We start from the raw sequence: 20,506 nt of genomic DNA on the forward strand, positions 1-20,506 counted from the left end.
CTACCGGGCGAGCGGCGACGCGTTCCGGACGTGGGCGAGGAAGCGCTCGTGGAAGCGGCGCTCGCCCGACACTTCGGGGTGGAAGGCGGTGGCCAGCAGGACGCCGCTCTCGACAGCCACGACGGCGCCGTCGGCGAGGGCCGCGAGTGCGCGCACGTCCGCGCCGACGGCGGTCACGAGAGGCGCGCGGATGAAGGCCGCCCGCACGGGCCCCTCCCACCCCGGCACCGTCAGGTCCGTCTCGAACGACTCCGACTGCCCGCCGAACGCGTTCCGCCGCACCGTCACGTCCAGTCCGCCGAACGTCTCCTGCCCCGCGATCGCGCCCTCGACCCGGTCGGCGAGGAGGATGAGCCCGGCGCATGTGCCGTACACCGGCATCCCGCGCCCGATCGCGTCGCGGATCGGCTGCTGCATCCCGAACGCCCGCGCGAGCTTGTCGATGACGCTCGATTCGCCGCCGGGCAGCACCAGCCCGTCGACGTCCTCGAGGTCGGCGGGCCGGCGGACGAGGGATGCCGCGGCGCCGAGATCCGTGAGCATGCGAACGTGCTCGCGGACGTCCCCCTGCAACGCCAGCACACCCACCCGCGGCGCGGCCGGAGCGCTCACCGGCTCACCAGCCGCGGTCGGCGAGGCGGTGCGGCGCGGGCAGGTCCGACACGTTGATGCCGACCATCGCCTCGCCGAGACCACGAGAGGCCTGAGCCACGATCGCGGGATCGTCGTGGAAGGTCGTGGCCTTCACGATCGCGGCCGCCCGCCGCGCCGGGTCGCCGGACTTGAAGATGCCCGAGCCGACGAATACGCCGTCCGCGCCCAGCTCCATCATCATCGCCGCGTCGGCGGGGGTCGCCACGCCGCCCGCGGTGAACAGCACGACCGGCAGCGACCCCGTCGCCGCGATCTCGGCGACGAGCTCGTACGGCGCCTGCAGCTCCTTCGCGGCGACGTAGAGCTCGTCGGGGCTCTTCGCCTGCAGCGCGCGGATCTCGGCGGTGATGGTCCGGATGTGCCGTGTCGCCTCCGACACGTCTCCGGTGCCCGCCTCGCCCTTCGAGCGGATCATCGCCGCCCCTTCGGTGATGCGGCGGAGGGCCTCGCCGAGGTTCGTCGCGCCGCACACGAACGGGACGGTGAAGCCCCACTTGTCGATGTGATTGACGTAGTCGGCCGGCGACAGCACCTCGGACTCGTCGATGTAGTCGACGCCGAGCTCCTGCAGCACCCGCGCCTCGACGAAGTGCCCGATGCGCGCCTTCGCCATCACCGGGATGGAGACCGAGGCGATGATGTCGTCGATCAGATCGGGGTCGCTCATGCGGGCCACGCCGCCCTGGGCGCGGATGTCTGCGGGGACGCGCTCGAGCGCCATGACGGCGACGGCGCCCGCGTCCTCGGCGATGCGCGCCTGATCGGCCGTGACGACGTCCATGATGACGCCGCCCTTGAGCATCTCGGCGAGACCGCGCTTGACGCGGGAGGTGCCCGTGGCGGGCTGGTCGTGGGACACGTCGGCTCCGATCCGGTCGCCGCGTCGGGAGCGATTACGACCTAGGCCAAAAGCTAGCATGGCATCCGTCATAAGATCGACGCGATGACGTCTCGCGAAACCATCACCGGCCACACCGCCGGCGAGATCGCCGACAGCGTGCGGATGCTGCTCGAGCGCGGTTCGCTGCGCGCCGACGACGCGCTGCCGCCCGTGCGCACGCTCGCCGAGCAGCTGGGTGTGAACCGCAACACCGTCGTCGCTGCGTACCGCCTCCTCGCGCAGGCCGGCATCGTCGTCGCGCGCGGACGCGGCGGCACGCGGATCGCCGACGTCGCCCCGATCGCGTCGGAGGGCATGGCGTCCGACACCGTCCTCCGCGACGTCGGATCGGGCAATCCCGATCCGACGCGCATCCCCGACCCGGCGTCGGTGCTCGCCCGCGTGGCAGGATCGCCGGTGCTCTACGGAGCGCCCGTGATCGACAGCGGTCTCGCGTCGTGGGCGCGGGAGTGGTTCGCGGCGGACGCCTCCGTGGCCGACGAGGACGTCCATCTGACGGTCACCGGAGGCGCCGTGGATGCCGTCGAGCGGCTGCTCGCCCAGGCCCTGACGCGTGACGATGCCGTCGCCCTCGAGGATCCCTGCTTCCTCGCGAGCATCCACACCGTGCGCCTCGCCGGGTACCGCGCCGTCCCGGTGGCGGTCGACGCCGAGGGGATGACGGTCGCCGGACTCCGCTCCGCCCTCGAGGCGGGGGCGCGCGCCGTCGTCATCACCCCCCGCGCCCAGAACCCGACCGGTTCGAGCCTGTCGCAGGAGCGCGCCGCAGCGCTGCGGACGGTGCTCGCCGACCACCCGTACGTCCTCGTCATCGAGGACGACCACTTCTCCCTCCTCTCGACTCAGCCGTATCGCTCGGTCATCGGCGAGGGGCACGAGCGCTGGGCGCGCGTGCGATCGGTGTCGAAGTTCCTCGGACCCGACATGTGCCTGGCCGTCACGGCGTCCGACGCCACCACCGCCGAACGGCTCGCACTGCGGCTCGGCTCGGGCACGACCTGGGTGAGTCACCTGCTGCAGCGGCTGACCCATGCGCTCGCCACCGACGAGGCCGCCGCCTCGACCATCGCCGAGGCTCGTGAGCACTACGCCGACCGCAACGCGGCGTTCGCCGCCGATCTCACCCGAGCGGGTCTCCCCTGCTCACCCGGTGACGGACTGAGCCTCTGGGTCGAGGTGCCGGGCACCGGTCGCGCCGTGGCCGACGCGCTCATGCGCCGCGGCTGGCTCGCGCGCACCGGCGACGAGTTCCGCCTCTCCTCCGACGAGCCGTCGCGTCACCTGCGACTGACCGTGCACGACCTCGACGACGACGACGCGGCGCTCCTGGTCCGCGATCTCGCCGCCGCCTCCTCGCTCCCTCCCCGAAAGGTATGACCCGATGAGAGTCCTCTCGATCCAGTCCGCCGTCGCGTACGGCCACGTCGGAAACTCCGCGGCGGTGTTCCCCCTGCAGCGCATCGGCGTGGAGGTGATGCCGGTCTACACCGTGAACTTCTCCAACCACACCGGGTACGGCGCATGGGGCGGACCGATGATCAGCCCCGAGGACGTCAGCGCGGTCATCGCCGGCATCGAGGATCGCGGCGCCTTCCCGACCATCGACGTCGTGCTCTCGGGCTACCAGGGCGGCGAGGGGATCGCCGATGTCATCCTCGACGCCGTCGCGAAGGTCAAGGCGGCCAACCCGGATGCCGTCTACGCGTGCGACCCGGTGATGGGCAATGCTCGATCCGGCTGCTTCGTCGCCCCGGCGATCCCGATCCTGCTGCGCGAGCGCGTCGTCCCCGCCGCCGACATCATCACGCCGAACCAGTTCGAGCTCGGCTTCCTCACCGAGACCGACCCGACCGACCTCGCATCGACCCTGGCGTCGGTGGACGCCGCACGCGCGATGGGCCCCCGCACCGTCCTCGTCACGAGCGTCGAGCGACCGGAGCGTCCCGCGGGGACGATCGAGATGCTCGCCGTCGACGACGCCGGCGCCTGGATCGTCCGCACCCCGCACATCCCGATGAAGGCGAACGGCTCGGGCGACGTGACGGCGGCGCTCTTCACGGCGCACTACCGCTCGACCGGCAGCGCCGCAGACGCGCTCGCCCGCACCACCTCCAGCGTGTTCGACCTGCTCACGCGCACGCACGAGTCGGGCGAGCGCGAGCTGCAGCTCATCGAGAGCCAGGAAGCCTACGCCCACCCCCGCATGCAGTTCGCGGTCGAGCAGGTGCGCTGACCTCGCCCCCCATACGCGCTCGCGAGACAGCGACGGAGCCCCGAGACAGCAGCCGGCAGGCGCTGTCTCGGGGCTCCGCTGCTGTCTCGCGGGTCAGAACTGACCGGCGGCGTCGGCCATCGCCTGCTCCCACTGCGGAGCGTCGGCGGGGCAGAGGAAGCCGGTGCCGAAGACCATGATGCTCACGGCTCCGGCGCGCGAGGCGTCGTCGACCGCGAGGCCGTCGATGAGGGGCGAGGTCGCCACGTGCGTGCGGAACGACGCGAGGTCGATCTCATGGCCGTTCAGGATCGAGGTCTCGCACGCGTCGAGCGCCAGGGCGAGCGTGACGGTCTCGGCCTGCTCCGACCACTGCCCGCCGTTCTCCTCCAGATACGCGCGCTGCTGGGCGACGAGCTCTCGCTGGGCGGGCGTGCGCGCGGTGAGGTTCGCCTGGCCGACGGGCTGCTGCTGATCCGCGATGAAGGCGTCGCGCTCCGCGAGGACGTCGCCGTCGACCGCGGACTCCTCGGCGGCGTCGTCGACGCTCCCGCCCGACGTTCCCGACGGCGACGACGTGGGCGCTGCGGTCGGCGGCGACGACGCGGGGGCGGCATCCGGCGCGGCGGGAGCGCAGCCGCTCACCGCGAGGATCGCCGCGACGGATGCGGCGATTGCGATCGGTGTGCGGACGGCAGGGGTGTTCGACATGGCGCCTCCTCGGTGGGCGCCCAGGCTATCCGGATACCGCGCCGCACCGACCCGGATTGACAGCCGCTCCCCGCATCGGGGGACGGATGCCGCGCCGCGCCTCGTCGGGAGGACGATCAGTCGCTCGGCCAGGCGGCCGCCACGGCCTCGCGGACCTCGCCGAGCAGCTGCGGCAGCGCCTTGGTCTTCGCGATGATCGGGAAGAAGTTGGCGTCGGTCGCCCAGCGCGGCACGACATGCTGATGCAGGTGCCCGTCGACACCGGCGCCGGCAACCGCTCCCTGGTTCATGCCGAGGTTGAACCCGTCGCACCGCGAGACCTCCCGCAGCACGCGCATGGCGGTCTGGGTCAGGGCGCCGATCTCCGCGACCTCCTCGGCGGTGGCGAGGTCGTAGGTCGCGATGTGCCGGTACGGGCAGACCAGCAGATGGCCGGAGTTGTAGGGGAAGAGGTTGAGCAGCACGAATGCCGTGCGTCCGCGGGCGACGATGAGCCCATCGGCATCCGTCTTGCCGGGCGCCGCGCAGAAGGGGCACTCGTCCCGCAGCGGCTCGGGACCGGCCTGGATGTAGGCCATCCGGTGTGGCGTCCACAGCCGCTGGAACTCGTCGGGCACCCCGGCCAGGTGCGCGGCGTCATCCACCCGGCGCGGGGTGTCCGGCGCGTCGGTCACGCGAGCCGCTCCGCAGTGCCCATCAGCTGCTCCGCAGTGCCCGTCAGCTGCTCCGCAGTGTCGACGAGCGTGCGGTTCGCGATCGCCGAGACGATCCGGTCGACGGCCTCGTCGACGGGCACGCCGTTGGTCTGCGTGCCGTCGCGGAAGCGGAACGAGACGGTGCCGCCGGCACGGTCCTGCTCCCCCGCGATGAGCTGCAGCGGCACCTTCTGGGTCGTGTGGGTGCGGATCTTCTTCTGCATCCGGTCATCGGAACGGTCGAGCTCGGCCCGGACGCCCGACTGCCGCAGGCGCGCGACGATCGTCTCGAGGTACGGCGCGTAGTCCTCGGCCACCGGGATGGCGACGACCTGCACGGGCGCGAGCCACACCGGGAAGGCCCCCGCGTAGTGCTCGAGGAGGATCGCGAAGAACCGCTCGATCGAGCCGAACAGCGCGCGGTGGATCATGACCGGACGGTGCTTCTCGCCGTCCGGACCCGTGTACTCCAGCTCGAACCGCTCCGGCTGGTTGAAGTCGAGCTGAATCGTCGACATCTGCCACGTACGACCGATGGCGTCGCGGGCCTGCACCGAGATCTTCGGGCCGTAGAAGGCCGCCCCGCCCGGGTCGGGCACGAGCTCCAGGCCCGAACCCTCCGCCACGCGTCGCAGCGTCTCGGTCGCCTGCTGCCAGAGGGTGTCGTCGCCGATGAACTTCGGGTTGCCCTCCTCCTTCGTCGAGAGCTCGAGGTAGAAGTCGTTCAGCCCGTAGTCGCGCAGCGTCTGCAGCACGAATTCGAGGCTGTGCACCAGCTCGCCCTCGACCTGATCGGCCGTGACGTAGATGTGGGTGTCGTCCTGCGTCATCCCGCGCACGCGCGTGAGACCCGACAGCGTGCCGCTCTTCTCGTAGCGATAGACCGACCCGAACTCGCTGAGGCGCAGCGGCAGCTCGCGGTAGCTGCGTCCGCGCGAGCGGAAGATCAGGTTGTGGAAGGGGCAGTTCATGGGCTTCAGGTAGTACTCCTGGCCCTGGCGGGTCACGTTGCCTTCGGCGTCGACGGTCTCGTCGAGCTTCATGGGCGGGTACATGCCGTCGGCGTACCACTGGAGGTGGCCGCTCGTCATGAACAGGTCGCCCTTGGTGATGTGGGGGGTGTTCACGACGTCGTAGCCGTTGGCGAGCAGCCGCTCGCGCATGTAGCGCTCGATCTCGTAGCGGATGATGCCGCCCTTGGGGTGGAAGACCGACAGCCCCGGCCCGATCTCATCGGGGAACGAGAACAGGTCGAGCTCGACGCCGAGCTTGCGGTGGTCGCGGCGGGCGGCCTCGGCGAGCCGTTCCTGGTAGGCGCGCAGCTCGTCCTTCGTCGGCCAGGCGGTGCCGTAGATGCGCTGCAGCTGCGGGTTCTTCTCGCTGCCCCGCCAGTAGGCGGCCGCCACGCGGGTGAGGTCCCAGCCGTTTCCGACGAGGCGGGTGCCGGGGACGTGGGGCCCTCGGCAGAGATCCTTCCACGCGGTCTCTCCGTCGCGCGTGACGTTGTCGTAGATGGTCAGCTCGCCCGCGCCGATCTCGGCCGAGGCGCCTTCGGCGGCGTCGGCGCCCGAGCCGGGGCCGCCGGCGAGGTCGACGAGTTCGAGTTTGAACGGCTCGTTCGCGAGCTCGTCGCGCGCCTCATCGGCGGTGACGACCCGGCGGACGAACCGCTGGTTCTCACGGACGATCCGTTCCATCTCCTTCTTGATCGCCTTGAGGTCCTCCGGGGTGAAGGGCTCGTCGACGCCGAAGTCGTAGTAGAAGCCGTTCTCGATCGGGGGGCCGATGCCGAGGTTCGACTGCGGCCGGATGCGCTGCACGGCCTGCGCCAGCACGTGCGCCGTCGAGTGGCGGAGGATCGCGAGACCGTCGGGGCTCGACACGGTGACGGGCTCGACGGCGTCGGACTCGGACACGACCGTCGCGAGATCCCTCAGCTCGCCGTTCACGCGCAGCGCGACGACCGAGCGGTCGGGGAAGAGGGCGAAGCCGTCGGCGGGGAAGGACACATCCGACGGGGTGAGAACGTCAGTCACAGGAACATCTCCAGGTGGGTGGCTCGGATCAAGGCTACTCAGCTTCGGACGCATGCCGCGCCCCGCCCGCTCAGGCGGAGAGCGTTCGCGAGGCGGCGGCTATGACGGCGACCGACGCGCCGCAGCGCGGCCGGATCCGACGGAGTTCCATACGTCGATCCTACCGGCGGCCATCGGTGCGACCCGGCCTGCGGCCGAGGGGTCATGATGGATGCCGTGAAGCTCGCGATCGCCGGAGCCGCACTGCTGCTGGTGGCGGCGGGAGCGGTGGCTGCCGGCATCCTCCCCCCGGCCGAGCTGGTCGGTATCGCCGAGCGGGTCGCGCCGATCCTCGGCTTCGTCGTCGCCGTGACGATCGTCGCCGAGCTCGCTGCGCGGGCGGGTGTCTTCGATGTCGCCGCCGGATGGCTGGCGCGCGCATCGGGCGGCCGGACGACGGTGCTCTGGCTGCTCATCGTGGCGCTGGCCGTGGTCGCCACGGCGTTCCTGTCCCTCGATACGACGGCCGTGCTGCTGACACCCGTCGTCGTCGCCGTCGCGCGGGCCAACGGCTTGCCGCCCCTGCCGTTCGCGTTCACGACCGTCTGGCTCGCGAACACCGCGTCGCTCGTCCTGCCGGTGTCGAATCTCACGAATCTCCTGGCGCTCGGAAGACTGCCCGAGGGCGGCCCGGCGGCGTTCATCGCGCTCATGGGTCCGTCGGCCGCCGTCGCGATCGTCGTGACCGTGGGGCTGCTGTTCCTCATCCACCGGCGCTCGCTCGCCGGCCGGTTCCTCCCGGCGCCGATACCGCGCGCCACCGACCGGGTGCAGCTGGTCGCGGCGTCGATCGTCGTGGTCGTCCTCATGCCGGCGCTCGTGAGCGGGGTCGAGCCCTGGATCCCGGCGACGATCGCCGCGGTGGCCCTCGTGGCGCTGTTCGCATGGCGCTCGCCGCGCGCGCTCACTCCCCGGCTGGTGCCGTGGCAGCTGCTGGTCTTCGCCGCAGGACTGTTCACCGCGATGAGCGCCCTGGAGTCGCTCGGATCGGCGGTCGTCGTCGAAGTCGTCGCGGGTGAGGCGGGCGGACCGGCCGAGCTCTGGCGCCTCGCCGGCACGGCGCTGGTCACCGCCAACGCCGTCGACAACCTGCCGGCGTATCTGCTGCTGGAGTCGACGGCGAACACCCCGGAGCGACTGGGCGCCCTGCTGGTCGGCGTCAACGCCGGCCCGCTCATCACCCCGTGGGCGTCGCTGGCGACCCTGCTCTGGCACGAGCGGCTGACGTCGGTCGGCGTCGAGGTTCCGTGGCGGCGCTTCGTGCTGTGGGGCCTCATAGCGGCGCCTCTCGTCGTCGCGCTCGCGGTCGTGCCGCTCGTGCTGCGCTGACGACCGGTGCGCCGCGATGCGCGCCCGTCACGGCAGATGCTTGAGCGTGCTCTCGACGAGCGGCGCGGATGCCGCATTCCCCCGGACGGACGGCAGGGCGAGCAGCGCCATCGCGGCGTATCGCTCCTCCCGGTGGGATGCCGCATCCCACAGTCCCCGTGCCGTCTCGCGAAGCGCGTCGGCGTCGCTCTCCCCCGCCGCTGCCGCGGTGCGCGCGATGAGCCGCGCCTCGGGCACCCGGACGCCGAGGAACGGCATCGCGGACTTCATGTAGGCCTGCTGCCGCGCGGCGCGCGCCGGATCGGCCGCGGCGCGCAGCTTCGCACGGATCTCGTCGGCGAGGTGCGAGGCGCTCATGGCGGCGGCGCGGGTCTCAGGCGAGAGTGAGGTCGACCTGGATCTCCCCGGCGAGACGCTCGAGGTCGGCGATGACCTCGTCGGTGTCGAAGCCGGCGGGAAGGCGCACGACGAGCGTCGCTTCGAACAGCGTGCCGCCGGCCATCGGGGCGTCGAGCGTGCGACTCGTGAGCGCGTCGATACTGAGGGCGTGAGCCCCGACCGCGTCGCTGATCTCGCGGACGATCCCCGGATGGTCGTTGCCCAGGATCGAGAAGCGGAGCGCCTGACCCGTCGCCTCGGTCGGGGCGAGCGGACGGTGCGTCGTCACACGGAGGAGACCCTCCAGGCGCTCCAACGCCTCCACGAGCGCGGCCGCCCGGTCGGTCGGAATCTCGACCAGGACGATGCCGGCGAACGCTCCGGCGAGCTCGGCGAGCTCGCTGCGCTCCCAGTTGCCGCCGTGCGCGGCCACGGTGTCGGCGAGCGTGCGGACGAGCCCGACCCGGTCGTCGCCGACCACGGTGAGTACCAGCTGAGTCATGGCGCCGAGCCTAGCCCGGCACTGGTTCGGGCCGCGGGGCGGACGGTGCCCGAAACGACAAAACCCCCGGAGATCCGGGGGTTTCACAGTGCGCGATACTGGGATCGAACCAGTGACCTCTTCCGTGTCAGGGAAGCGCGCTACCGCTGCGCCAATCGCGCCTATACAGGCTGTTCAGTTGTGAGGCGAGGTGGCGACGGGATTCGAACCCGTGTAAACGGCTTTGCAGGCCGGTGCCTAGCCGCTCGGCCACGCCACCGTGTGTGGTTCTGACCCACGTGCCGGATCTCCCTGACGGGAGATCCTCGCACTCGAGCGGATGACGAGATTCGAACTCGCGACCCTCACCTTGGCAAGGTGATGCGCTACCACTGCGCTACATCCGCATTTCGTTCCGGATCCCTCCGGCACTTGTTAAACATTAGCCGACGATCGCAGGAGCGCAAAACCGATGGCGTCCCGCGCGTGTCTCCCGCCGCGTGCGTGGCGGCACCCGGCATCCGGTATGCTCGTATCTCGGCCCTTCGGGGCCTGCTTCGGGCGATTGGCGCAGTTGGTTAGCGCGCTTCCTTCACACGGAAGAGGTCGTGGGTTCGAGTCCCGCATCGCCCACCGAAGGAACAAGGGCCCCGCGGATCGCCGCGGGGCCTTCGTCATTGCCGCGGGGGGCTCAGCGGCGGCGTCCGGCGCCGGGACCTCGAGCGCCTGCTCCCGCGCGCTTCAGCGGCCCGCGACCCGCCAGCCGTAACGCTGTGCGAGCTGGCCCGCGACGCGTAGATACACGGAGCGGTCGACGGCGCCGGCCGTGCGGCGGATCGCCCCGGCCGGCACGAGGTAGATCTGGTCGACGTCGAGCCAGGATGGCCGTCCTTCGCGATCCCACTCCCCCGCTCCGAGGGGCAGATGATCGCGATGACCGGCATGGGGCCTGCTCGTCAGCTTCATGGCCCAGCTGCTCTCCGCGTCGGCGCGCGCGAGCACGAGGAGCGGCCGGTCCTTGCCCTGCGACGGATCCTCGGCGTACGGCACCCGGGCCCAGACGACCTCCCCCGGGTCCGGCAGCACGTCGGGCCGCGGCCGGTAGGCCAGCGAGAGCCCGCCGGCTGGCGGGAGGGCGACCTCGACCACGGATGCCGCATCCGTTCTCCTGGGCGCCGTGCCGCCCGCGCGGGGAGACGGAGACGGGACGCGCACCGTTCCCGGAGACGGTGACGACCGCCGAGGTCGCAGCAGATCCCAGACGCGAGAGAGCACACCCATGCCGACACGCTAACTCAGCGCGTCCGGCCGCCACGCACGACGAAGGCGGGGCGCCGCGGATCTCTCCGCGGCGCCCCGCCCGTGTGCGAGGGATGGACCCGATCAGACCTTGGCGTCGGACAGGGTGTAGCCGACCTCGCCGTGCACGACCGTGTCGATGCCGGCGATCTCGTCCTCGTTCTTGACCCGGAAGCCGATCGTCTTCTCGATCGCGAAGCCGATGGCGTAGGCGAGCACGAACGAGTAGGCGAGCACCGCGAAGGCTGCGATCGCCTGGACGATCAGCTGGCTGGCGTCGCCGCCCATGAACAGGCCGGTGCCGTTCGCGAAGAAGCCGAGGTAGAGGGTTCCGATGAGGCCGCCGACGAGGTGGATGCCCACGACGTCGAGCGAGTCGTCGAAGCCCCACTTGTACTTCAGCTCGATCGACAGGGCGCAGGCGGCGCCGGCGATGAAGCCGAGCACGATCGCCCAGATCGGGTCGAGCGAGGCGCAGGCCGGGGTGATCGCGACGAGACCGGCGACGGCGCCCGACGCGGCACCGACGGACGTCGGCTTGCCGTCCTTGATCTTCTCGACGAGCAGCCAGGCCAGGAGAGCCGCGGCAGGAGCGGCGATCGTGTTGATGAAGGCGAGCGCTGCGGTGCCGTCGGCGGCGAGCTCCGAGCCGGCGTTGAAGCCGAACCAGCCGAACCACAGCAGACCGGCACCCAGCAGCACGAACGGCGGGTTGTGGGGGACGTGGACGCCCTTCTGGAAACCGACGCGCTTGCCGAGGACGAGGGCCAGAGCCAGTGCTGCGGCACCGGCGTTGATGTGCACGGCGGTGCCGCCGGCGAAGTCGATCGCGCCGACGCCGAAGACGTCCTGGAGGCCCTTGGTGATCCAACCGCCGTACTCGAACGAACCGTCATCGGCGAGGCCGAAGTTGAACACCCAGCTGGCGACCGGGAAGTAGACGACAGTCGCCCAGATGCCGGCGAACAGCATCCACGCGCCGAACTTCGCGCGGTCGGCGATCGCGCCCGAGACGAGGGCGACGGTGAGGATGGCGAACGTCGCCTGGAAGCACACGAAGGCCATCGGCGGGAAGGCTGCGTCCTCGGGAGTCTCGAGGAGGCTCGTGAGGCCGATGGCGCTCCAGTCGATCGCCCACGGGAAGACGGTGCCCTCGGCGGCCGGGAAGGCGATCGCGTAGCCGAAGACGACCCAGAGGACGCCGATGAGGCCGAGCGCGCCGAAGCTCATCATCATCATGCTGATGACGCTCTTGGCCTTGACGAGGCCGCCGTAGAAGAACGCGAGTCCGGGCGTCATCAGCAGGACGAACGCGGCCGCGATGAGTATGAATGCGGTGTTGCCTTGATCCATCTCGAAGGGAAACCTCTCTGCAGGGACGCAGGTGTAGCGTCGGGTCCCCTCAGTGTTGTGGCGGCCGGTTTCCCCCGACGGCCCCGCTGTGTTTCCAGTCCGTTACGGAACGCGGCATCCGGTAAACATCAGGTTTCGCGGCGCCGGGCGGGCGCCGTGCGTCCGCTCAGGAGTGGGTGAGAGCGACCAGTCGCGAGATGGCGCGCAGATACTTCTTGCGGTATCCGCCCGCGAGCATGTCGTCGCCGAAGACCTCGTCGAGCGCGCGGCCGGTCGCGCGGATCGGGATCTGCGCGTCGTAGGCGCGGTCGATGAAGGCGACGAAGCGCAGCGCCGCCGACTGGTCGGTGAGCTGGGCGACCTCGCGCAGGCCGATGACCTCGACGCCGTCGATCAGGCGGATGTACCGCGACGGATGCACCGACGCGAGGTGGGCGACGACGTCGGCGAACGCGTCGTCCGAGACCGCGCCGGTCCGGGATGCCGCGTCGATCTCGCCCCGGTAGGTCTCGGCGTCGAGGACGATCGCGTGCCCGTCCACGGCGCGCTGGCGGTAGTCGGTGCCGTCGATGCGGATGGTCTCGAAGCTCGCGGCCATGGCGTGGATCTCGCGGAGGAAGTCCTGCGCCGCGAAGCGTCCCTCGCCGAGCGCGTTCGGCGGAGTGTTGGACGTCGCCGCCAGGCGCGTCCCTGAGGTCACGAGCTCGCCCAGCAGCCGGGTCATCACCATCGTGTCGCCGGGGTCGTCGAGTTCGAATTCGTCGATGCAGATGAGGTCCGCCCCGCGCAGCAGCTGCACCGTGTTCTGGTAGCCGACGGCACCGACCAGGGCGGTGTACTCGATGAACGAGCCGAAGTACTTCCGGCGAGCAGGCATCGCATGGTAGATCGCCGCGAGCAGATGCGTCTTGCCGACGCCGAAGCCGCCGTCGAGGTAGACGCCGGGCTTCGTCTCGGGAGCCTTCTTCGCCCGGCGGAAGAATCCACCGCGTGCGGCGGGAGCGCCGCCGCCGGCGAACGTCTCGAGCAGGTCCTTCGACTCCTGCTGCGAGGGGTACTGCGGATCGGCGCGGTACGAGTCGAACGTCGCGCGATCGAACTGCGGCGGTGGCACGAGAGCCGCCAGCATCTCGGCGCCGGAGACGTCGGGACGTCGGTCGCTCAGGCGCAGGATTCCGGCGGATGTGCTCGTCACGGATCAACCCTAACCGCGTGAAAGGATGACGCCGTGCGTGTGACCGAGGTAGTGCCCGTGACCGCCGAGAGCGCGGATGCCGCAACCGACGAGGGCCGCGCCTGGCTGACCGCGCGCTATGCCGACGATCGGCCGGCATTCGTCCGGATGAACATGGTCGCGACGCTCACCGGGGCGGCCGCCGGCGGGGACGGCACGAGCGACAGCATCACGAGCCCGACCGACCGCACCGTCCTCGGCGTGATCCGCCGAGCCGCGGACGTCGTGGTGGTCGGCGCGGCGACGGTCCGGGCGGAGGGGTACGTCGTCCCCCGCACGGCGTCGCTCGCGATCGTGTCGCGGACGGGTCGGATCGACGGTCACCGGCTGGCGGCGGCCTCGGTCGGGCGGGTCGTCCTGCTCGTGCCGGAATCCGCCGCCGCGTCCCCCCCGGAGGGCGTGGAGGTGGTGCGTGTCGGACCCGGCCCCGACATCGCTCCCCGCGAGGTGCTCGCTTCTCTCGCCGAGCGGGGGTGGCGGCGCGTGGTCTGCGAGGGCGGTCCCGCTCTGGCCGCGCAGTTCGCCGCAGCAGGCCTCATCGACGAGTACTGCGTGACGGTCGCGCCCTCGCTCACGCCTGCCGAGCGACCGTTCCTCCCCCTCGGCACGCACGTCGAGACGGACGTCGCCGGGATGATCGTCGACGAGGCGGGCTTCAGCTATCTCCGGCTGCGGGCGCGCCGTGGCGGCGCAGCCAATCGGCGATGACCGCGGACCAGCGCTCCGAGTCGTAGTTCCACAGCTTCGTGTGCCGGGCGACGGCGAAGACCTCGAGCTCGACGAGATCGGGCCGCGCCTCGGCGAGCGCGTGCGAGGCGTCCGAAGGGACGAATCCGTCGTCGTCGCTGTGCAGGACGAGGATGGGATGCCGCAGCTCCGCCGCCCGCGCGACGACGTCGAGCCGGTCGAAGGGGATGCGGCCGCGGGCGCCGATGAGGCGCGTGCCCCAGTCGCTGTCGAGTGCCTGCACGGCCGCCGACGCGACGGGGGTCGGGATGCCCAGCATCCGAGCCTGATAGTCGAGCACGATGCGCCAGTCGATCACCGGCGACTCCAGGACGAGTCCCGCGATGAGGTCGCGGTGGGCCGAGTTCAGGGCGAGCTGCAGCGCGATCGCGCCGCCCATGGACCATCCCATGATGAAGACGCGCTTCGCGCCGCGACGGCGCGCGAGCCCGATGGCCGCATCGACGTCGCGCCATTCGGTCGCACCGAGCGTGTAGGTGCCGCTGCGGCTGCGCGGCGCCTCGCCGTCGTTGCGGTACGACACCAGAAGCGAGGTCACGCCCGCGGCGCGGAACACCGGGACCGCGCGCAGCGCCTCCGCCTTGGTGGTGCCGCGACCGTGCACCTGGATGACCCAGGTGTGCGTGTCGGTCTCGGCCGGGAAGATCCACGCCGGGCAGGGACCGAGCGGCGAGCCGATGAGCTCCATCGCGTACGGGACGTGCAATTCATCGGGCGAGGAGAAGTACCAGCCGCTGAACGCGGCAGCCGAGGACAGGCTGTCGTCGGCGGTGACGTGGGTGAGGAGCTTCCGCTTCACGGATGACGCGTCGGCCGAGAGCACGGCTCCGACCTTGACGTACGACTGCGTGCCCGTGGTGAAGACGCCGTAGCGGCCGGGCAGCTCCGTGTCGGGCGAGCGCGCGAGCGTCATCGTCTGGGCGGCGACGTCGACCGTCCGGATCTCCGTGTCGGGGACGCGGCCGGCGGGGGTGACGACCCGGCGCGCGACGCGCATCGAGACGGTGCCGAGCATCGCGAGCGACAGCCCGAGGGCACCGGCGATCGTGACGATCGCCGCTCTCACCGCCGGCGCCGCGGCGGGTGTTGCATCGCCGGTACCGGCGCGCCTGGAACCCATCATCGAGGCCTCACTCTAGTCTGACCACGTGGCCGACCACCGTCCTCCTCTCGATGCGGCGCCGTTCGACGCCGTCCGGGACGCGGTGCTGACGATGGCGTTCCGCGACGACCTCGTCGTGCGAGAGATCCCCGCACCGAGCGGGATCGCACCCGAGGCCTTCGCACTCGCCGCCGACGTCCGCCCCGAGGAGCACGCCACGGACTCCCCTTACGGCACCGGGCGCCTGGTCGTGCTGCACGACTCGGCCGAACCCGACGCGTGGGGCGGAGCCTGGCGCATCGTCGCCTTCGCGCAGGCTCCGCTCGAGCCCGAGATCGGGATCGACCCGCTCCTGGCCGACGTGGCGTGGTCGTGGCTCATGGACGCGCTCGCCGCTCGTGGAGCGGCCTTCCACTCCGAGTCCGGGACGTCGACGAAGACGCTCTCGACGGGATTCGGCACGCTCGCGGCCGAGGGAGACGGCGCGCAGATCGAACTGCGTGCGTCGTGGACCCCCGCCGGAGACATCACCGCTCACGTCGATGCCTGGGCGGAACTGACCTGCATGCTCGCCGGCCTTCCTCCGGGGTCGGAGGGCGTCGCCTCGCTCGGGGGACGCCGGGGGAACCGTGGCTGAATACACCGTCATCGCCGATGACGCCGAGTTCGGGCGCGCCGTGGCGCAGCTCGCCGGCGGCACCGGTCCCGTCGCCGTCGATGTCGAGCGGGCCTCCGGCTTCCGCTACTCGCAGCGCGCCTATCTGATCCAGGTGTTTCGGCGCGAGGCGGGCGTCTTCCTGTTCGACCCGCCGGCGATCACCGACTTCGCCCCGCTCCAGGAGGCGATCGGCGACGCCGAGTGGGTGCTGCACGCGGCGAGCCAGGACCTGCCTTCGCTCCGCGAGGTCGGCCTCGAGCCGCGCGTCATGTTCGACACCGAACTGGCCGCGCGTCTGCTCGGCCACGCCCGCGTGGGTCTCGGCGCCGTCGTCGAGGACACGCTCGGTATCGTCCTGGCCAAGGCGCATTCGGCGGCGGACTGGTCGACCCGGCCATTGCCGCAGTCGTGGCTCGAGTACGCCGCTCTCGACGTCGAGCACCTCATCGACGTACGCGACGCCCTCGTCGCCGAGCTCGCAGCGCAAGGCAAGACCGAGTTCGCGGCCGAGGAGTTCCACGCCGTCCTCGATCGCCCGGTCAAGCCGCCGCGCGAAGATCCCTGGCGGCGCCTGAGCGGGCTGCACACGATCCGCGGCCGGCGCGCTCTGGCCGTGGCGCGCGCGCTGTGGACGGCGCGCGAGGAGTACGCCCGCGAGCAGGACGTCGCGCCCGGACGCCTCGTCCCCGACCGCGCTCTCGTGGCCGCGCTCGCCGCCGACCCGAAGACCAAACAGGACCTCGCCCGGGTGAAGGACTTCACGGGTCGGGCGAGCCGCACCCAGCTCGACCGGTGGTGGGCGGCATTCGAGGCCGGTCGCGCCGAGGAGTCGCTGCCGCCCGACCGCCTCCCCGGCGAGGGCCTTCCTCCCGTGCGGGCGTGGGCGGATCGCAACCCGCCGGCCGATGCCCGGCTCAAGGCCGCGAAGCCGCTCGTCGAGCAGCGCGCCGAAGAGCTCGGGATGCCGACCGAGAACCTGCTGACCCCTGAGCTGCTGCGCCGGGTGGCGTGGGCCCCGCCCGCCGACGCTTCCGCGGCCGCCCTCGGCGACGCCCTGCGCGAGCTCGGCGCACGCGAGTGGCAGGTTGCGCAGACCGCACAGCTGATCGCCCAGGCCTTTGTCGATTCCGTGCATTCGCCCGAGGAGCGCTCCGAGGCCGGTTCGTAGATTCGACCCAACCGATTTCGCCGCGCTCCGCCGCTCCCTAGGCTGGTTCGGATCCCATCTATTGGAGGCAAAGTGGCCGAGATCTCGGACGTCTACTTCATCGACGGAATGCGCACGCCCTTCGGGCGCGCCGGCGAGAAGGGCATGTACTGGAACACGCGCGCCGACGACCTGGTCGTCAAGACGATCCGCGGCGTGATCGAACGCAATCCCGACGTGCCGCTGGACCGCATCGACGACGTGGCGATCGCCGCGACGACGCAGGAAGGCGACCAGGGCCTCACGCTCGGCCGCACCGCGGCCATCCTCGCCGGGCTCCCGCAGAGCGTTCCGGGCTTCGCCATCGACCGCATGTGCGCGGGCGCGATGACGAGTGTCACGACCATGGCCGGCTCGATCGGCATGGGCATGTACGACCTCGCGCTCGCGGGCGGCGTCGAGCACATGGGGCGGCATCCGCTCGGCGGCGGTGATACCGACCCGAACCCCCGGTTCCTCACCGAGAAGCTCGTCAGCCCTGACGCCCTCAACATGGGCATCACGGCCGAGCGCCTGCACGATCGGTTCCCGGCCCTCACCAAGGAGCGCGCCGACCGCTTCGGCATGCGCAGCCAGCACAAGGCGCAGGCGGCATACGACGCCGGAAAGCTGCAGCCCGACCTCGTGCCGGTGGCCGTGACCTCGGCCGACGGCGCGTGGGGACTCGCGACCGAGGACGAGGGACGACGCCCCGAGACGACGATGGCGGGACTCGCGCAGCTGAAGACGCCGTTCCGCCCGCACGGCCGCGTCACCGCCGGCACCTCCTCGCCCCTGACCGACGGCGCGACGATGAGCCTCCTGGCCGGCTCGCGCGCCGTCACGGAACTCGGCCTCACCCCGAAGATGCGCCTGGTCTCGTTCGCCTTCGCCGGCGTGCAGCCGGAGGTCATGGGCATCGGCCCGATCCCGTCGACCGAGAAGGCGCTCGCCCGGGCGGGTCTCTCGATCGACGACATCGGCCTGTTCGAGCTGAACGAGGCCTTCGCCGTGCAGGTGCTCTCGCTCCTCGACCACTTCGGCATCTCCGACGACGACGAGCGCGTCAACGCGTGGGGCGGTGCCATCGCCGTGGGTCATCCGCTCGCGGCATCCGGAGTGCGCCTGATGATCCAGCTCGCGGCGCAGTTCGCGGAGCGTCCCGACGTCCGCTACGGCCTGACCGCGATGTGCGTCGGCCTCGGTCAGGGCGGCTCGGTCATCTGGGAGAACCCGCACTACACCGGCAAGAAGAAGACCAAGAAGTGAGGGATGCCGCTATGGCCTACGACGACATCGACTTCTCGCCCCTCGACGCGCTCGCCGGCGACGAGGTCGTCACGCACGCGCTCGTGCGCGACGTCCGGCTCGCCTCGGGGCGCACGCTCGCGCTGATCACGCTCGACAACGGTCGCGACCACACCCGCCCCAACACCCTGGGGCCGGCGACCCTCGCGGAGCTCGGCGGCGTGCTCGAAACGCTCGCGACGCGCGCTGCGGCCGGCGAGATCGACGCCGTGGGCATCACCGGCAAGAAGTACATCCTCGCGGCGGGTGCGGACCTCTCGGATGTCTCGCGCCTGCCCTCGCCGGAGATCGCGAAGCTCGTCGCGCAGCGCGGACACCAGGTGCTGGGGCGGCTCTCCCGGCTCGGCGTGCCCTCGTTCGCCTTCGTCAACGGCCTCACCCTGGGCGGCGGGCTCGAGATCGCACTGAACAGCACGTACCGCACGGTCGATGCCTCGGCCGCGGCGATCGCTCTCCCCGAGGTGTTCCTCGGATTGATCCCGGGTTGGGGCGGCGCCTACCTCCTGCCGAACCTGATCGGCATCGAGAACGCCCTCGAGGTCGTGATCAGCAATCCGCTGAAGCAGAATCGCGTGCTCAAGCCGCAGCAGGCCTTCGACCTCGGCATCATGGACGCGGTGTTCCCCGCCGTCAGCTACCTCGAGGACTCCCTCCGCTGGGCGGACCGCGTGCTGACGGGCGTCGAGAAGGTCGTCCGCCGCAACGAGCCCGGCAAGATCGAGCGGCTCACGAAGTGGCCGATCGCGGTCAAGGTCGCTCGCGGCATGCTGGAATCGAAGATCGGCACCGTCCCCGTCGCACCGTACCGCGCCCTCGACCTGCTCGAGAAGGCACGCGGCGGCAGCCGCGACGAGGCGTTCGCGCGCGAGGACGACACGCTCGCCGAGCTCATCTCGGGCGATCAGTTCGCGGCATCGATGTACGCGTTCGATCTCGTGCAGAAGCGTGCGAAGCGCCCCGTCGGCGCCCCCGACAAGGCCCTGGCCAAGAAGGTCACGAAGGTCGGCATCATCGGCGCCGGACTCATGGCCAGTCAGTTCGCGCTGCTGTTCGTGCGCAAGCTCCAGGTGCCCGTGCTCATCACCGACCTCGATCAGGCTCGCGTCGACAAGGGGATCGCCTACATCCACGAGGAGATCGGCAAGCTCGAGGCGAAGGGCCGCCTCGACTCCGACACGGCCGGAAAGCTCCGCTCGCTCATCCACGGCACCGTCGACAAGAGCGAGTACGCGGACTGCGACTTCGTCATCGAGGCGGTCTTCGAGGAGGTCGGTGTCAAGCAGCAGGTGTTCGGCGAGATCGAGAAGATCATCGCAGAGGATGCCATCCTGGCGACGAACACCTCGTCGCTGTCGGTGGAGGAGATCGGGGCGAAGCTCGCACACCCCGAGCGCCTCGTCGGCTTCCACTTCTTCAACCCGGTGGCCGTCATGCCGCTCATCGAGATCGTGAAGACGCCCGCGACGGCGGACGCCGCCCTCTCGACGGCGTTCGTCGTCGCAAAGGGGCTGGGCAAGAACGCCGTCCTGACGGCCGATGCGCCGGGCTTCGTCGTCAACCGCCTGCTCGCGAAGGTCATGGGCGAGGCAGCACGCGCCGTCTACGAGGGCACACCGGTCGCCGATGTCGAGAGGGCGTTCGCGCCCCTCGGGCTGCCGATGGGACCGTTCCAGCTCATCGACCTCGTCGGTTGGAAGGTCGCCGCGCACGTGCAGGACACGATGACGGCGGCCTTCCCCGAGCGCTTCTACGCGAACGAGAACTTCCACCGACTCGCGGAGCTGTCCGAGGTCGTCGAGAAGGACAAGGGCGGGCGCGTCACCGGCTTCACCAGAGCCGCCGAGAAGATCGCGAAGAAGGCGACGGGCTCGTCGCCGGTCGCGGCCGAGACGATCCTCCAGCGCGTGCAGGACGGTTTGGCGCAGGAGATCAGGCTCATGCTCGACGAGGGCGTGGTCCCCGAGGTGCAGGACATCGACCTGTGCCTCATCCTCGGCGCCGGCTGGCCGTTCATCGACGGCGGCGCGTCGCCCTATCTCGACCGCGAGGGCGCGTCCGAGCGGGCGTTCGGCGACACGTTCCACCACCCGCCGATCCGCGGGATCGTGCACCGCTGACGGGCGTCGCGGCGCGAGGTCCGCGAGACATCGTCTTCGCGCCGGGACCGTGGGCTCGCCCCGCGG

At 71.1% G+C, this 20,506-nt stretch carries 19 protein-coding genes and 4 tRNA genes; 9 read left to right on the forward strand and 14 right to left on the reverse strand.

Features of this window, described 5'->3' with window-relative positions:
• Together pdxT and pdxS are read right to left on the reverse strand one after the other, a co-directional pair.
• Positions 1–612 carry a pyridoxal 5'-phosphate synthase glutaminase subunit PdxT gene (gene pdxT / locus F6B42_RS08615; protein ID WP_263405891.1) on the reverse strand — a complete coding sequence of 204 codons (612 nt, stop codon included), beginning with the start codon at positions 610–612 and terminating at the stop codon, positions 1–3.
• Positions 613–616: 4 nt separating this feature from the next.
• Positions 617–1,513, reverse strand: coding sequence for a pyridoxal 5'-phosphate synthase lyase subunit PdxS (gene pdxS, locus F6B42_RS08620; RefSeq protein ID WP_150419186.1), 897 nt, complete (start codon positions 1,511–1,513; stop codon positions 617–619).
• An 84-nt stretch (positions 1,514–1,597) separates the two neighbouring features.
• Here pdxS and F6B42_RS08625 point away from each other — a divergent pair, with 84 nt between their 5' ends.
• Complete coding sequence (locus tag F6B42_RS08625; RefSeq protein WP_150419187.1) at positions 1,598–2,932, forward strand: aminotransferase class I/II-fold pyridoxal phosphate-dependent enzyme; 1,335 nt, start codon at positions 1,598–1,600, stop codon at positions 2,930–2,932.
• A 4-nt stretch (positions 2,933–2,936) separates the two neighbouring features.
• Positions 2,937–3,788 (forward strand): pyridoxal kinase PdxY, encoded by an 852-nt coding sequence (gene pdxY, locus F6B42_RS08630; protein WP_150419188.1) that lies wholly within the window; start codon positions 2,937–2,939, stop codon positions 3,786–3,788.
• A gap of 93 nt (positions 3,789–3,881) precedes the next feature.
• Here pdxY and F6B42_RS08635 read toward each other — a convergent pair whose 3' ends face one another.
• The 3 genes from F6B42_RS08635 to thrS form a co-directional block, all read right to left on the reverse strand.
• Complete coding sequence (locus F6B42_RS08635) at positions 3,882–4,478, reverse strand: hypothetical protein (protein ID WP_150419189.1); 597 nt, start codon at positions 4,476–4,478, stop codon at positions 3,882–3,884.
• A gap of 116 nt (positions 4,479–4,594) precedes the next feature.
• Positions 4,595–5,152: an HIT family protein gene (locus F6B42_RS08640; RefSeq protein ID WP_191089313.1), complete on the reverse strand. Its 558-nt coding sequence runs from the start codon at positions 5,150–5,152 to the stop codon at positions 4,595–4,597.
• A complete protein-coding gene (gene thrS / locus F6B42_RS08645; RefSeq protein ID WP_150419190.1) occupies positions 5,149–7,209 on the reverse strand; it encodes a threonine--tRNA ligase in 2,061 nt (686 codons plus the stop codon). The genes F6B42_RS08640 and thrS overlap by 4 nt, the downstream gene beginning before the upstream one ends.
• Positions 7,210–7,413: 204 nt before the next feature.
• Between thrS and F6B42_RS08650 the strand changes: the two genes are divergently transcribed.
• Positions 7,414–8,577, forward strand: coding sequence for an SLC13 family permease (locus F6B42_RS08650; RefSeq protein ID WP_150419191.1), 1,164 nt, complete (start codon positions 7,414–7,416; stop codon positions 8,575–8,577).
• A 27-nt stretch (positions 8,578–8,604) separates the two neighbouring features.
• Here F6B42_RS08650 and F6B42_RS08655 read toward each other — a convergent pair whose 3' ends face one another.
• The 5 genes from F6B42_RS08655 to F6B42_RS08675 all read right to left on the reverse strand — a co-directional run bounded on the left by F6B42_RS08655 (position 8,605) and on the right by F6B42_RS08675 (position 9,843).
• Complete coding sequence (locus tag F6B42_RS08655) at positions 8,605–8,934, reverse strand: DNA alkylation repair protein (protein ID WP_150419192.1); 330 nt, start codon at positions 8,932–8,934, stop codon at positions 8,605–8,607.
• Positions 8,935–8,950: 16 nt separating this feature from the next.
• On the reverse strand, positions 8,951–9,457 hold the full coding sequence (locus F6B42_RS08660) for a glycine cleavage system protein R (RefSeq protein ID WP_150419193.1): 507 nt from the start codon (positions 9,455–9,457) through the stop codon (positions 8,951–8,953).
• 89 nt (positions 9,458–9,546) lie between these two features.
• Positions 9,547–9,618 (reverse strand) — tRNA-Val (locus tag F6B42_RS08665).
• A 27-nt stretch (positions 9,619–9,645) separates the two neighbouring features.
• A tRNA-Cys gene (locus F6B42_RS08670) sits at positions 9,646–9,716 on the reverse strand.
• Between the two features lie 55 nt (positions 9,717–9,771).
• Positions 9,772–9,843 (reverse strand) — tRNA-Gly (locus F6B42_RS08675).
• A gap of 152 nt (positions 9,844–9,995) precedes the next feature.
• On the opposite strand from F6B42_RS08675, the gene F6B42_RS08680 reads away from it, so the two are divergent.
• A tRNA-Val gene (locus tag F6B42_RS08680) sits at positions 9,996–10,069 on the forward strand.
• A gap of 108 nt (positions 10,070–10,177) precedes the next feature.
• Here the strand turns inward: F6B42_RS08680 and F6B42_RS08685 are convergent.
• The 3 genes from F6B42_RS08685 to zapE all read right to left on the reverse strand — a co-directional run bounded on the left by F6B42_RS08685 (position 10,178) and on the right by zapE (position 13,283).
• Positions 10,178–10,717, reverse strand: coding sequence for a type II toxin-antitoxin system PemK/MazF family toxin (locus F6B42_RS08685; RefSeq protein WP_150419194.1), 540 nt, complete (start codon positions 10,715–10,717; stop codon positions 10,178–10,180).
• Positions 10,718–10,819: 102 nt separating this feature from the next.
• Complete coding sequence (locus tag F6B42_RS08690) at positions 10,820–12,088, reverse strand: ammonium transporter (RefSeq protein WP_150419195.1); 1,269 nt, start codon at positions 12,086–12,088, stop codon at positions 10,820–10,822.
• A gap of 166 nt (positions 12,089–12,254) precedes the next feature.
• Entirely contained in the window at positions 12,255–13,283 is a 1,029-nt protein-coding gene (gene zapE / locus F6B42_RS08695; RefSeq protein ID WP_150419196.1) for a cell division protein ZapE, read from the reverse strand.
• A gap of 57 nt (positions 13,284–13,340) precedes the next feature.
• On the opposite strand from zapE, the gene F6B42_RS08700 reads away from it, so the two are divergent.
• The gene (locus F6B42_RS08700) at positions 13,341–14,030 is read left to right on the forward strand and encodes a dihydrofolate reductase family protein (protein WP_223878424.1); all 690 of its coding nucleotides are present in this window, start codon (positions 13,341–13,343) and stop codon (positions 14,028–14,030) included.
• Here F6B42_RS08700 and F6B42_RS08705 read toward each other — a convergent pair.
• On the reverse strand, positions 13,978–15,192 hold the full coding sequence (locus F6B42_RS08705; protein ID WP_150419197.1) for an alpha/beta hydrolase family protein: 1,215 nt from the start codon (positions 15,190–15,192) through the stop codon (positions 13,978–13,980). The two genes, F6B42_RS08700 and F6B42_RS08705, sit on opposite strands and share 53 nt — an antisense overlap.
• Before the next feature lie 25 nt (positions 15,193–15,217).
• Between F6B42_RS08705 and F6B42_RS08710 the strand changes: the two genes are divergently transcribed.
• The 4 genes from F6B42_RS08710 (at position 15,218) to F6B42_RS08725 (ending at position 20,440) form a co-directional block, all read left to right on the forward strand.
• A complete protein-coding gene (locus tag F6B42_RS08710) occupies positions 15,218–15,808 on the forward strand; it encodes a DUF3000 domain-containing protein (protein WP_150419198.1) in 591 nt (196 codons plus the stop codon).
• The gene (locus F6B42_RS08715) at positions 15,801–16,997 is read left to right on the forward strand and encodes a ribonuclease D (RefSeq protein WP_150419199.1); all 1,197 of its coding nucleotides are present in this window, start codon (positions 15,801–15,803) and stop codon (positions 16,995–16,997) included. Before F6B42_RS08710 ends, F6B42_RS08715 begins: the two co-directional genes overlap by 8 nt.
• A gap of 72 nt (positions 16,998–17,069) precedes the next feature.
• On the forward strand, positions 17,070–18,284 hold the full coding sequence (locus F6B42_RS08720) for a thiolase family protein (protein WP_150419200.1): 1,215 nt from the start codon (positions 17,070–17,072) through the stop codon (positions 18,282–18,284).
• Positions 18,285–18,295: 11 nt separating this feature from the next.
• A complete protein-coding gene (locus tag F6B42_RS08725; RefSeq protein ID WP_150419201.1) occupies positions 18,296–20,440 on the forward strand; it encodes a 3-hydroxyacyl-CoA dehydrogenase NAD-binding domain-containing protein in 2,145 nt (714 codons plus the stop codon).
• Positions 20,441–20,506 lie beyond the last annotated feature (66 nt).

The sequence above is a fragment of the Microbacterium radiodurans genome (assembly GCF_008710705.1).
GTDB classification, from domain to species: Bacteria; Actinomycetota; Actinomycetes; order Actinomycetales; family Microbacteriaceae; genus Microbacterium; species Microbacterium radiodurans.

Coding starts and splice junctions, on each gene's coding strand:
- F6B42_RS08625 (WP_150419187.1), top strand. CDS start 1,598: ATGACGTCTCGCGAAACCATCACCGGCCACACCGCCGGCGAGATCGCC.
- pdxY (WP_150419188.1), top strand. CDS start 2,937: ATGAGAGTCCTCTCGATCCAGTCCGCCGTCGCGTACGGCCACGTCGGA.
- F6B42_RS08635 (WP_150419189.1), bottom strand. CDS start 4,478: ATGTCGAACACCCCTGCCGTCCGCACACCGATCGCAATCGCCGCATCC.
- F6B42_RS08650 (WP_150419191.1), top strand. CDS start 7,414: ATGATGGATGCCGTGAAGCTCGCGATCGCCGGAGCCGCACTGCTGCTG.
- F6B42_RS08655 (WP_150419192.1), bottom strand. CDS start 8,934: ATGAGCGCCTCGCACCTCGCCGACGAGATCCGTGCGAAGCTGCGCGCC.
- F6B42_RS08660 (WP_150419193.1), bottom strand. CDS start 9,457: ATGACTCAGCTGGTACTCACCGTGGTCGGCGACGACCGGGTCGGGCTC.
- F6B42_RS08685 (WP_150419194.1), bottom strand. CDS start 10,717: ATGGGTGTGCTCTCTCGCGTCTGGGATCTGCTGCGACCTCGGCGGTCG.
- F6B42_RS08690 (WP_150419195.1), bottom strand. CDS start 12,088: ATGGATCAAGGCAACACCGCATTCATACTCATCGCGGCCGCGTTCGTC.
- F6B42_RS08705 (WP_150419197.1), bottom strand. CDS start 15,192: ATGATGGGTTCCAGGCGCGCCGGTACCGGCGATGCAACACCCGCCGCG.
- F6B42_RS08725 (WP_150419201.1), top strand. CDS start 18,296: ATGGCCTACGACGACATCGACTTCTCGCCCCTCGACGCGCTCGCCGGC.